The 11363-nt window shown below is 75.1% G+C and carries 11 protein-coding genes and 1 pseudogene; 2 read left to right on the forward strand and 10 right to left on the reverse strand.

The window, feature by feature from the left end:
- Window positions 1-179 precede the first annotated feature (179 nt).
- From ACIPLC_RS37535 to ACIPLC_RS37575, 9 genes and pseudogenes are all read right to left on the reverse strand, one after another.
- Window positions 180-788 (reverse strand): bacterial proteasome activator family protein, encoded by a 609-nt coding sequence (locus ACIPLC_RS37535; protein WP_400477555.1) that lies wholly within the window; start codon window positions 786-788, stop codon window positions 180-182.
- A 211-nt stretch (window positions 789-999) separates the two neighbouring features.
- Entirely contained in the window at window positions 1000-1797 is a 798-nt protein-coding gene (locus ACIPLC_RS37540) for a hypothetical protein (RefSeq protein WP_400477556.1), read from the reverse strand.
- A 165-nt stretch (window positions 1798-1962) separates the two neighbouring features.
- Complete coding sequence (locus ACIPLC_RS37545) at window positions 1963-2940, reverse strand: NAD(P)H-quinone oxidoreductase (RefSeq protein ID WP_400477557.1); 978 nt, start codon at window positions 2938-2940, stop codon at window positions 1963-1965.
- A 47-nt stretch (window positions 2941-2987) separates the two neighbouring features.
- A complete protein-coding gene (locus ACIPLC_RS37550) occupies window positions 2988-4034 on the reverse strand; it encodes a potassium channel family protein (RefSeq protein ID WP_400477558.1) in 1047 nt (348 codons plus the stop codon).
- 55 nt (window positions 4035-4089) lie between these two features.
- Window positions 4090-5343, reverse strand: a complete 1254-nt coding sequence (locus ACIPLC_RS37555; protein WP_400477559.1) for a molybdopterin molybdotransferase MoeA — start codon at window positions 5341-5343, stop codon at window positions 4090-4092.
- Window positions 5340-5621 (reverse strand): annotated as a pseudogene (locus tag ACIPLC_RS37560) (DUF6457 domain-containing protein); the annotation flags it as partial. The gene ACIPLC_RS37555 and the pseudogene ACIPLC_RS37560, both read right to left, overlap by 4 nt.
- 105 nt (window positions 5622-5726) lie before the next feature.
- Window positions 5727-6308 carry a molybdenum cofactor guanylyltransferase gene (locus ACIPLC_RS37565; RefSeq protein WP_400477560.1) on the reverse strand — a complete coding sequence of 194 codons (582 nt, stop codon included), beginning with the start codon at window positions 6306-6308 and terminating at the stop codon, window positions 5727-5729.
- A 16-nt stretch (window positions 6309-6324) separates the two neighbouring features.
- Window positions 6325-7347, reverse strand: coding sequence for an MBL fold metallo-hydrolase (locus tag ACIPLC_RS37570; protein WP_400477561.1), 1023 nt, complete (start codon window positions 7345-7347; stop codon window positions 6325-6327).
- 122 nt (window positions 7348-7469) lie between these two features.
- Window positions 7470-8105, reverse strand: a complete 636-nt coding sequence (locus tag ACIPLC_RS37575) for an FMN-dependent NADH-azoreductase (protein ID WP_400477562.1) — start codon at window positions 8103-8105, stop codon at window positions 7470-7472.
- A gap of 108 nt (window positions 8106-8213) precedes the next feature.
- On the opposite strand from ACIPLC_RS37575, the gene ACIPLC_RS37580 reads away from it, so the two are divergent.
- A complete protein-coding gene (locus ACIPLC_RS37580; RefSeq protein ID WP_400477563.1) occupies window positions 8214-8609 on the forward strand; it encodes a winged helix-turn-helix transcriptional regulator in 396 nt (131 codons plus the stop codon).
- Between the two features lie 125 nt (window positions 8610-8734).
- Here ACIPLC_RS37580 and ACIPLC_RS37585 read toward each other — a convergent pair whose 3' ends face one another.
- On the reverse strand, window positions 8735-9499 hold the full coding sequence (locus ACIPLC_RS37585; RefSeq protein WP_400477564.1) for a polyprenol monophosphomannose synthase: 765 nt from the start codon (window positions 9497-9499) through the stop codon (window positions 8735-8737).
- A 328-nt stretch (window positions 9500-9827) separates the two neighbouring features.
- On the opposite strand from ACIPLC_RS37585, the gene manA reads away from it, so the two are divergent.
- Window positions 9828-11018 (forward strand): mannose-6-phosphate isomerase, class I, encoded by a 1191-nt coding sequence (manA, locus tag ACIPLC_RS37590; RefSeq protein ID WP_400477565.1) that lies wholly within the window; start codon window positions 9828-9830, stop codon window positions 11016-11018.
- The last annotated feature ends 345 nt before the right edge of the window (window positions 11019-11363 follow it).

Raw genomic sequence — 11363 nt, forward strand, 5'->3', positions numbered from 1 at the left:
CGGGGGGGGGGGCGCCCCCGGGCGGGGGGGGGCCCCCGGCCGGGCCCCGGGGGGGGGGGGGGCGCCCCCCGCCGCGGGGTGGGGCCCGGGGCGGGCCCGCCCCGGGGCGGGGGCGCCGCGGGCGGGGGGCCCCTCGGCCCGGGGCGGATCGTCGTGGTACGTCCGGTGCCGGCGGCCCGTTACAGGTACGGGCCGGACCGGATGCCGCGGCCCTGGCCCGGCTCGTCCTCGTCCGGCTCGCCGCCGTTCAGACCGGGCGGCAGCGCCCGCCGCATCTGCTCCAGCTGGGCCCGCGCCGCCATCTGCTGGGCGAACAGCGCGGTCTGGATCCCGTGGAACAGGCCCTCCAGCCAGCCGACCAGCTGGGCCTGGGCGATCCGCAGCTCCGCCTCGGTCGGAATGCTGTCCTCGGTGAAGGGCAGCGACAGCCGCTCCAGCTCGGCGACCAGCTCGGGGGCCAGACCGAGTTCCAGCTCCTTGATCGAGCTGGCGTGGATGTCCTTCAGCCGGGCCCGGCTGGCCTCGTCGAGGGGCGCCGCCCGGACCTCCTCCAACAGTTGCTTGATCATGCTGCCGATGCGCATGACCTTCGCGGGCTGCTCGACCATCTCGGTCACCGGGAGCTCACGCGGCAGGTCGCCGTCCTCGTCCCCCGCCGAGCCGGCGAACCCCTGGCCCACGGGCAGCCCGTCCGGTCCGACGATCAGCACCTTCTGGCCGTCCTGCGACTGCCCGCCCGCGGCCTGGAAGGGCTGCTGAAACGAGCGCTCGTTCATCGGATTCGTCATGAACAACATTCTCTCTCACTGGGGTTGGTCGGGCGGAAGCCCCCGTACACCCGCCGTCCTGAGCCACCGCTGACGACGGTACGCCTTCGCGCGCCGCCCCGGAATCCGTACGGATACTCAGCTCCCGACCCGCACCGGCCCGCCTGGGGCCGTCTTGGTCCATCACACACCCCTCACCGAACCTCCCCCGCCACACCCCCCGGCCCACGACTCACCCCCGGCGCAACCGCAACCCGATCAACCCCAGGCCGCACCCGATCAGCCCCAGCCCCGCGCCCAGCGGGAACTGGACGGTCGAGGCGTCCCGCCAGCGGGCGGGCAGGACGGTGGGGACGGCGGCGGCGATGGCCTGGCCGGTCCCGGTGGTGGCGGTGTCCGGCCCGGCGTCGTCGGTGGGAGCCGCCGCGTCCGGGGTGTCCTGGTCGGCCTCGGGCTGGTCACCCGTAGCGGCCTGCTCGACGGTCTGCTCGGCGGTCTGGTCGGGGGCCTGCGCGGGAGGCTGCTCGGCGGTCTGGTCGGGGGCCCGCGCGGGAGGCTGCTCAGGGGCCCGGTCAGGGACCCGCGCGGGGACCTGCTGGGGAGCCTGCTCCGGCGTCCGCTTCGGGGCGGCGTCGGCGCGCTCGGGTGCCAACGCCGGCCGGTGCCGGTAGGCCCGGGGTTCGCCCCGGCCGGGGCGCGGGTGCTGCGGCGGTGCGGCCGCCGGGACGGCTCCGGGCTCAGCGGTGGAGGCGACGGCCGGCGGAGGCGGCGAGGCCGTCGGAGCCGCGGCCGGCGCCGGCTCGGCGGCCGGCACCGCCTGCTCGCCCGTCTCCTCCATCGGCGACGGGGACAGCGACGGCGATGGCGACGGCACGACGGCGACGGCCGCCGAAGCGGCGGCCAACGGGAGCGTGAGCCCGAGCACGGCCGCCGCGATCAGTCGCTGGGCCCGGCCCGGGCGGGTACGGCGGGTACGACGGTGGTGCGGCGCGGCGGGCAGCGGCCCGAGGAGGTGCGTTGGTGCGGCCACGGTCGGAGGTCCTTCCGACGGCCGACCGCGCGCGGGCGGGGTCGGCGGCGGGACAGCTCCGGACCAGCCTCACACAATCCGACAATTAAGGCATTTCGGATATCCCCCTCAGGCCCCCTCAGGCCCCCTCGGGCCACCGCAGGGCCCCTCAGACCGCAGCCCGGCTCAGGCCCGCAGCACGACCTTGCCGACCTGCTCCCCCGCCTCCAGCGCCCGGTGCCCCTCGCCGGCGTCGGTCAGCGGCAGCACCCGGTCGATCACCGGCTTCACCACCCCGGACTCCACCAGCGGCCACACGTGCTCGCGCACCGCCGCCACGATCGCCGCCTTCTCCGCCAGCGGGCGCCCGCGCAGGTTGGTGGCGATCACCGCGGCGCGCTTGCGCAGCAGCGCGTTGAGGTCGAGCTCGCCCTTCACGCCGCCCTGCAACCCGATGATCACCAGCCGACCGTTGACCGCCAGCGCGTCCACGTTCCGCTGGAGGTACTTGGCACCCATGATGTCCAGGATCACGTCCGCCCCGGCCCCGCCGGTGGCCTCCTTGACCACCTCGACGAAGTCCTGCTCCCGGTAGTCGATCGCGATGTCGGCGCCGAGTTCGACGCACCGGGCCAGCTTCCCGGCGCTGCCCGCGGTGACCGCGACCCGCGCGCCGACCGCCTTGGCCAGCTGGATCGCCATGGTCCCGATGCCGCTCGCACCGCCGTGCAGCAGCACCGTCTCACCGGGCCGCAGGTGGGCGGTGAGGAACACGTTGGACCACACCGTGCAGGCGACCTCGGGCAGCGCGGCGGCCTCCTCGAAGCCCAGGCCCTTGGGCAGCGGCAGCAGTTGTCCGGTCGGCACCGCGACGAGCTGCGCGTACCCGCCGCCGGCCAGCAGCGCGCACACCTCGTCGCCGACCGCCCAGCCGGACACCCCCGGGCCGAGGGCAACGATCCGACCGGCGCACTCCAGCCCGGGGTAGGGCGAGGCGCCCGGCGGCGGGTTGTAGTTGCCCTGCCGTTGGAGCAGATCGGCGCGGTTGACGGCGGTGGCCGCCACCTCCACCAGGACCTCGCCCTCGCCGGGCACCGGGTCGGGCACCTCCGCCCACACGAGCGCCTCGGGACCGCCGGGTACGGGAATCGTCATCGCATGCATGCCCCGAACCTACTGTGCGTCATGGCGCGGCGGGGGCAAGGCCCGCGTCAGCCGGTCGACTTGATCACGATCACCCGGTCGGTGAGCTGGAGCACGGCGGCCTCAGGCTCGGTGTAGTTGAGCACCCGCCGGCCGCGGACCACCGCGACCACCAGGTCCTCGCACTCGCGCGGACTGTGCCCGGCCTCGGCCCGGGTGACGGGGCGCTCGACCACGTCCAGGCCGTTGCCGTAGGTGAGCAGGTCCTCCATCACCGCGCCCGCGTGCGGGCTGAGCATCGACAGGCCGAGCAGCCGTCCGGCCGAGCTGGAGCTGGTCACGACGACGTCGGCGCCGCTCTGCCGCAGCAGCGGGGCGTTCTCGTCCTCCCGGACGGCCGCGACCACGGTGGCGCCCTTGTTCAGCTGGCGCGCTGTCAGCGTGACCAGGACGGCGGTGTCGTCCCGCTCGGGCGCGATCACGACCCGGGCGGCGGTGGGCACCTCGGCGCGCAGCAGCGTGTCGGTGCGGGTGGCGTCGCCGACCACGCCGACCAGGCCGTGCCGGGCGGCCTGGTCGATCACCTTGCGCTGCGGGTCGACGACGACGATCTCTTCCTTCTTCACGCCCTGCCCGAGCAGGGTGTCGACGGCGCTGCGGCCCTTGGTGCCGTACCCGATGACGACGGTGTGCTCGCGCACGGTGGACCTCCAGCGGTTCAACCGCCACTGCTGGCGGGTTCGTTCGGTGAGCACCTCCAGCGTGGTCCCGACCAGAATGATCAGGAACACCACGCGCAGCGGGGTGATCACGAAGATGTTGGTGAGCCGGGCGCCGTCGCTGTACGGGGTGATGTCGCCGTACCCGGTGGTGGAGAGCGTCACGGTGGCGTAGTACGCCGCGTCCAGGAAGCTGAGCTCGCCGCCCGCGTTGTCGTTGTAGCCGGCCCGGTCGAGGTAGACGATCACCGTCGTGGCGACCAGGACGGCGAGCGCCAGCAGCAGCCGGAAGCCGACCTGCCGGACGGCGGGCGCGGTCCGCCGCGCGGGCAGCACGATCCCGGCGTCCGACCACGGCTCGGTCCCCGGGGCGGGCGCACCCCGCAGCCTGCTCATGCGGTCACCTCCCCGCTGTCGTCGGAGGACGCGCACGCCTCGGTGGCCGGCCCGTTCACGGCGCCTCCAGCAGTTCGACGGGGGCGCCGGCCGCCGCGCCGCCGGGCGGGACCACGGCCAGCGCCTCGGCCCGGGCGAGGCCGCGCAGCATCGCGGGCCCGTCGAAGGCGAGCGGGACGACGCCGTCGGCGGTGCGCCGGACGGGCAGCAGCCGGGTGTCCACCGGGTGCCCGGGCAGGCCGACGGCGGCGGGCGCGAGGGCCGGTGCGCCGGCGGACCGGCCGCTGCGGGCGTGCAGCAGCGGCAGGGCGAGGGTGACCGTCCCGACGACGGCGGCCAGCGGGTTGCCGGGCAGGCCCACCAGGTGCCGCTCGCCCGGGAGCCCGGCCGAGGCGGAGCCAGCCGACGGGAACTCCGCCGACGGGAGTTGGGCCAGCAGCATCGGGTGTCCGGGGCGGACGGCCACGCCGTCCACCAGCAGCCGGGCGCCCGCCTCGGCGAGTGCCCGGTGCAGGAAGTCGACCGGGCCGGCCGCCGTTCCGCCGGTGGTGACCACGATGTCGGCGGTGGAGTGCCGCAGCGCGTCCCGGAGCAGCCCGAAGTCGTCCCGGACGGACCGCACTTCGGCCACCTCGGCACCGGCCGCCCGCAGCCAGGGCGGCAGCAGCGGCCCGAGCGCGTCCCGGACCAGGCCCGGGCCCGGGAGGCCCGAGGCGAGCAACTCGTCGCCGAGGAGCAGCAGTTCGACCACCGGGCGGCGGCGCACGGCGAGCCGGTCGTGGCCGCAGGCGGCGGCCAGGCCGAGCACCGCCGGTCCGACCGGGACGCCACCGGGCAGCAACGCCTCGCCACGGCGGCACTCCTGGCCGCGCGGCCGGACGTCCTGACCGGTGGTCAGCGGGTGGAGGCCGCGGTCGTGCAGCAGCGTGCCGTCCGTGCGGCCGTGCTCACGGCGCAGGACGGCGGTGGCGCCGGACGGCAGCTGGGCTCCGGTGGCGATCTCGACGGCGGCGCCGTCGGCGAGCGGCGCGGATGCGGCCCGGCCGGCCAGCACCCGCCCTGCGACCCGCCAGGGGCCGGGCCCGGCGACCGCCCAGCCGTCCATCGCGGAGGTGTCGAAGGCGGGCAGGTCGGTCAGCGCGGTGAGCGGCTCGGCGAGGGTGCGGCCGAGCGTCTCGGCGAGCGGCAGCCCGATCGCCGGCAGCGGGCGCAGTCCGGCCCGGCGGGCGGCCTCACGGGCCTGCGGCCAGCTCAGCACGCCGGGACCGGTCGACGGGGCGGCCACGGCGGTCTGCTCGACGGCGCTCACGGCTCGCCCGGCCCGGCGGCGGCGCTCCAGCGCTCGGCGAGCGCGGCCGTCCGCCGGGCGGCCTCGGCCACGGCCTCCGGCCCGCCGCCCTGCTGGGCGGCCGCGTAGCCGATCAGAAAGGCGGTCAGCGGCGCGGCCGGGCGGGCCACCCCGTGCGCGACCACCCGGGCGAGGTCGAGCAGTCCCCGGACGTCGACGTCCAGAGCGATGCCCAGGTCGGCCCTGACCTCGGCGATCCAGTCTTCCAGCGTGCGCTCCATGCGCCCATGCTGCCTGATCGGCGGTTTCCCCGAGGCGTTCCGCCCGTGTGCGGCGCGCGTCGCTTCCCGTCCGGGGCGCGGGGGCACCCGTACGGGCCGTGAACACGAGCCCTCGGGCACGCCCTAGGAACGGTCGCGCTCCCGGGCCTGTTCGAGGTCCTCCCAGGTGTCGCAGTCGTAGGCGACGTTGTCGGTGTCGGCCACCAGCTGGCGGGAGAGGCCGCCGGTGAGGCGGCGCAGCGGGAGGCCGGCCGGGTCGCCGAGGGCGGCCAGCGCGGTGCGCAGCGGGGCGGTGCGGTAGGCGGCGGCGAGCGGCTGGTCGCGCCCGCCGGCGTCGACCAGGACGGCGGCGTCGACGGCCGGCCCGGCCTCGGCGAGGACGGTGACCAGCCGGTCGACGGTCCGCCGGTCCAGGAACGGCAGGTCGGCGGCGAGCAGCAGCACGGTCGGCGCGGTGATCAGGTCGAGTCCGGCGGCGACGGCGGCGACCGGCCCGCCGCCGGGCGGCTGCTCCCTGGTCCAGTGGACGCCGGTGCGCACGGTCGGCCGTCCGGGGCCGACCACGACGGTGGTGCGGGCGCCCGTGCAGGCGGCGAGCACCCGGTCGAGCAGGGTGGTCTCGCCCACGGTCAGCCCGGGTTTGTCGGCCCCGCCGAGGCGCCGGGCGGCCCCGCCGGCCGGGACGATCACGTCGTAGGGCGTCATGCGGCCAGTATCCGCCCTACTCGGCTTCGCCCTTCCCGGACTCCGTGGCCCCCTCGGGGCCCGCGGCCTCCTCGGGCTCCTCGGGCTCCTCGACGATCTCCGCCTCGATGATCTCCGCTTCGACGATCTCGGCCTCGACGATCTCGGCCCCTCGCGCCACCCGGGCGGTGTTGGCGGCGGCGCCCAGTTCCAGGATGGCCGGCAGCGTCAGCTCCCCGTACCGCTCGTTCATCGCGGTGACCAGCGCCTCCGGGTCGTCGGGGTGCACGGCCAGCAGCCGGTCGAAGTCCTGGAGGTACTCGCCGGTGAAGGCGAGCACCCTGGCGGCGTCGTCGCCCTGGTCGGGGGCGCGGTGGCCGGCGATGACCCGGTCCACGCCGAGGTCGGCGATCCGGCCGAGGTTGTGGCCCCAGGTGGTGCGCTGGGCCGGGGTGGTGTCGGCGGTCCAGACGTGGGTGCCGTTGTAGGCGAAGTCCCCGGCGATCACGGTCCGGATGCTCGGCACGTGGACGACCGTCGAGTCGCCGCAGTCGCCCTGGCCGAGCAGCAGCACGGGGATGACCTGGCGGTCGAGCATGAGGGGCTGCGGCAGCAACGGGGCGGGGATCAGCGGGTGGTCCGGGATGTCGTCGCCGTAGACCGGCTTCCACTGGGCGACCTTGGCGGCCGCGGTGCGCCGGATGCCGTCGACCACGACGGGCGCGGCCAGCAGCTGGGCCTCGGGGAAGAGCTTCAGCACCTCCTCGGCGCCGAAGTAGTGGTCGGGGTGGTGGTGGGTGACGACGATGGCGAGCAGTCGGCGGCCCTTGCCGGCGACCCATTCGGCGAGTTCGCGGCCGGCGCTGCGGGTGAGCTGGGCGTCGACCAGGATCGCGGTCCGCTCGCCGAGGATCAGGGTGGAGGTGGCGAAGAAGGCCGATTCGGGGCCGGTGAAGACGGCGACCTCCAGCGGGCGGGCGGGCCGCTCGGTGTCCGGGGCGGCGGCCTCGGCGCCCGTACGCTCCGCGCCGGCGCCCTCCTCGGGCGGGGACGACGTCACTGGCTGCTCCCTCTGGTCGGCGGTCGGACTTCCTGCGCCCTACAGCATGGGAGTACCGGTGTCCGATTGCGCGGAAGGCGCGCCCGGCGGGGCGCGCCTTCCGGCTCAGGTCACATCGCGGTTCAGACGGCCAGCGCCTTCGCCTTGCGGGCGGCCAGCTCCAGGGCCTGGGCCTTGGACTCGGCGGCCTGGGGGGCGAACTCGGCGAGCGCGGGGACGACCGGCGCCAGGGTGAACTCGGGGACGATGAAGTCGACCTCCAACCCGAGCCCGCCGCCCAGCACCTTCTCCAGGTAGGTGGTGACGAACTCGTACGGCTCGCGCGGGGCGCCGGGCGCGTAGGAGCCGCCACGGGCGGCGACCACGGTCACCGGCGTGCCCTTGGCACTGGGGGTCTCGCCCGCGGTGCGGCCCATCAGGATCACCTGGTCCAGCCACGCCTTGAGGGTGGACGGGATCGTGAAGTTGTACATCGGGCTGCCGATGACGACGGCGTCGGCCTGTTCCAGTTCGGACATCAGCTGCTCGCGCAGGGCGAAGGCGGCGGCCTGTTCGGGGCTTCGGTCCTCGGCCGGGACGTACCCGGCGGAGATGCCGTGCACGTCCAGGTGCGGTATCCGCTCGACGGCGAGGTCGTGGTAGACGACCGTGCCCTCGGGGTGCTCGGCCTGCCAGGCGGCCCGGAAGGCCGCGGTGACCTCGCGGGAGACGGAGCCGTCGGCGACGGCGGAGGAGTCGATGTGCAGCAGGGTGGGCATGGCGGGACCTCCACAGAGTTAGTAGCTGCTCTTTCCGCCGCAGCTGCAACTAACGTAGCAGCTTACTTTTCTACAGTCACTAGGGAAGGGTCCGGTACGCTGGGAGCCATGTCCGACCAAGAGTTCGTGACCGACCGGCTCCAGGGCCGTCCCGGTGTGCCCACGGGACACTGCGCGGCGGCCTCGCCCGCTCTGACCCGGGTCTTCGAACTGCTCGGCAAGCGCTGGTCCGGCATCATGGTCGCCGTGCTCAGCCACGGGCCCGCCTACTTCTCCGAGCTGCGCCGCACCATCCCGGGCATCAGCGAACGGATGCTCTCCGACCGGCTCACCGAACTCGCCGACGCCGGGCTGGTCCTGCGCGAGGTCGACGCCGGCCCGCCGCTGCGGGTCAGCTACCGCCTCACCGAGGCCGGCGTCGCGCTGAAGCCCGCGCTCACCGAACTCTCCCTCTGGGCCGACCGCCACCTGCCGGCGCGGACCCTGCCCCCGGGCGACTGCTGAGCCTGCCGCGTACGCACACCGCACACCGCACACCGCACACCGCACACCGCACACCGCACACGAAAACGCCCGGGGCCGGTCCGTTGTGACAACGGACCGACCCCGGGCAGCTACGCAGCGAGGACTCAGCCCCTGACGGCGCCGCGCAGGCGGGCCAGCCGGTCGGAGACGCCCCAGGCGGTCACCCGCCACAGCGCCTCGACCACGATGTTGCGGCTCATCTTGGACGCGCCCAGCTCGCGCTCGACGAAGGTGATCGGCACCTCGGCCACCTTGAACCCGGCCTTCACCGTGCGCCAGGCCAGGTCGACCTGGAAGCAGTACCCGGCCGAGGCCACCTCGTCCATGCCCAGGCCCAGCAGGGTCTCCTTGCGGAACGCCCGGTAGCCGCCGGTGACGTCCCGGATCGGCACGCCCAGCGCCAGCCGCGAGTAGGTCGAGCCGCCGCGGGAGAGCAGCAGCCGCGACTTCGGCCAGTTCACCACCCGGCCGCCCGGCACCCAGCGCGAGCCCAGCACCAGGTCGGCGCCGCGCAGCGCGCCCAGCAGCCGGTCCAGTTCCTCGGGCTGGTGCGAGCCGTCCGCGTCCATCTCGACCAGGACGTCGTAGCCGTGGTCGATGCCCCAGCGGAAGCCCGCGAGGTAGGCGGCGCCCAGGCCCTCCTTGCCCTTGCGGTGCATGACGTGCACGTTCGGGTCCTCGGCGGACAGCTTGTCGGCCAGTTCGCCGGTGCCGTCGGGGCTGTTGTCGTCGGCGACCAGCACGTGGACCTCGGGGACCGCCGCACGGACCCGGCCGACGATCCGCTCGACGTTCTCCGCCTCGTTGTAGGTCGGAATGATCACCAGGACCCTGCCGAGATCAGCAAAACTCTGCTGGTTCACGGTCACGTACAAACCTCTCGGCCGATGGCGGGGAGTGTCAGAACACCGTCGCCCGCACTCTGGAACGCGGCTCCGCCGGCAGCCCGCCGACGGGATGACCACGGTGGGCACTGCTGTGCAGGGCGGAGACTACTGCGTCCTGGCATCCTACTACCGCGCCCGGGAACCACCGGTCCGGCCAGGGCACTCCCCTCCGGTACCCGCCGTTTCCCTGCGGGCGACACCGGTCGGCTAGGGTCGATGACCTTGCCTGTGCCCGGACCCCCGCACCGCCGGGCCCCTTGCCCGACGATCCGGCACACCCGCCACCCAGCGAAGGAGTAGGACCGCGCGCATGGACAGGCTCATCAACACCGTCCGCCCGTACGCCTGGGGGTCGCTGACCGCCCTGCCCGAACTGCTCGGGCAGGAGCCGACCGGCGAACCGCAGGCCGAGCTGTGGATGGGCGCCCACCCCGGCGACCCGTCCCGGGCCGACCGGGGCGAGGGGCCCCGCCGGCTGGACGAGCTGATCGCGGCCGACCCCGAAGGCGAACTCGGCGCCGCGACCGTCGCCCGGTTCGGTCCGACCCTGCCGTTCCTGTTCAAGGTCCTGACCGCGGGCATCCCGCTGTCCATCCAGGCCCACCCCACGATCGACCAGGCCCGCGCCGGATTCGCCGCCGAGAACGCCCTAGGCATCCCGCTGGACGCCCCCGAGCGGAGCTACCGCGACGCCAACCACAAGCCCGAAATGGTCTGCGCGCTGGGCGGGTTCGAGGGGCTCTGCGGCTTCCGGCGGCCCGCCGAGGCGGCCGGGCTGATGGCCGGGCTCGCGGTGCCCGGACTCGCCCCGCTGATCGACCTGCTGGCCGTCGAGGACGAGGCCGAGGCGCTGCGCGGCACGCTGGCCGCCATCCTCACCATGGACGGGAAGGCCGCCGAGGAGACCGTCCGGGAGACGGCCGCGGCCCTGGCCCAGACCGACCCGGACGGGGACTACGGGCCGTACGCCCGGATCGCCGAGGACTTCCCGGAGGACCGAGGCCTGATCGCCGGCCTGCTGCTCAACCACTTCCGGCTCCAGGCCGGCGAGGCGCTCTACCTGGACGCCGGCGTGCCGCACGCCTACCTGGCGGGCGCCTGCGTCGAGCTGCAGGCCAACTCCGACAACGTGCTGCGGGCCGGTCTCACCCCCAAGCACATCGACCTGCCCGAGCTGCTGAAGGTCCTGGCCTTCGAGGCCGGCACCCCCGAGCTGCTGCGCCCCCACCCGGTCGACGGCACCCCCGGCGAGGAGCTCTACCCCGTCCCGATCGACGAGTTCCGGCTCTCCCGCTTCGTCCTGGACGGCCAGGACCGCGAGATCGACGGCCGCACCCCGCAGATCCTGCTCTGCACCGCCGGCACCGCCCGGCTCACCGCCGCCGACGGCACCACCCTGGACCTCGCCCGCGGCCGGTCGGCCTTCCTCCCCGCCACCAGCACCCCCACCCGCCTGTCCGGCACCGCAACGACCCTCTTCCGCGCCACCGTCACCGTCTGACCGCGCCCGGGGACCACACGACGAGGGCTCGCCCCCTGCCGGGGAGGCGAGCCCTCGTCGTGTCCGCGCGGCGGTCAGCCGACCCGTTGCCCCGGGCCGCCGGCGCCGGCCTCGACCGGCACAGTGGTCCTGCTCCTGCTCCTGCGCCTGCGCCTCGGACCGGACCGGAGCGGCCTCGGCGGCCGCGGGCGCCCCGATCGACACGGCGGCCGCCGGCTGCGGGGCCCGGCGGGAATTGTTCGGGCACGCCCTAGTAGTGCTTGGTCAGGTCCGTGTGGGTATGCGGATGTCGCGATGGCAGGTGGGGCAGGCGCCGGCCCAGGTGGCGAGGAGTAACTGCAGCTC

This window comes from Kitasatospora sp. NPDC086801 (assembly GCF_044745805.1).
In the GTDB taxonomy this organism is placed as follows: Bacteria; Actinomycetota; Actinomycetes; order Streptomycetales; family Streptomycetaceae; genus Kitasatospora.

What these genes read in the sequence shown, in the direction of transcription:
- ACIPLC_RS37535 (WP_400477555.1), bottom strand. Translation starts at nt 788, where the DNA reads ATGACGAATCCGATGAACGAGCGCTCGTTTCAGCAGCCCTTCCAGGCC.
- ACIPLC_RS37545 (WP_400477557.1), bottom strand. Translation starts at nt 2,940, where the DNA reads ATGCATGCGATGACGATTCCCGTACCCGGCGGTCCCGAGGCGCTCGTG.
- ACIPLC_RS37550 (WP_400477558.1), bottom strand. Translation starts at nt 4,034, where the DNA reads ATGAGCAGGCTGCGGGGTGCGCCCGCCCCGGGGACCGAGCCGTGGTCG.
- ACIPLC_RS37565 (WP_400477560.1), bottom strand. Translation starts at nt 6,308, where the DNA reads ATGACGCCCTACGACGTGATCGTCCCGGCCGGCGGGGCCGCCCGGCGC.
- ACIPLC_RS37575 (WP_400477562.1), bottom strand. Translation starts at nt 8,105, where the DNA reads ATGCCCACCCTGCTGCACATCGACTCCTCCGCCGTCGCCGACGGCTCC.
- ACIPLC_RS37580 (WP_400477563.1), top strand. Translation starts at nt 8,214, where the DNA reads ATGTCCGACCAAGAGTTCGTGACCGACCGGCTCCAGGGCCGTCCCGGT.
- manA (WP_400477565.1), top strand. Translation starts at nt 9,828, where the DNA reads ATGGACAGGCTCATCAACACCGTCCGCCCGTACGCCTGGGGGTCGCTG.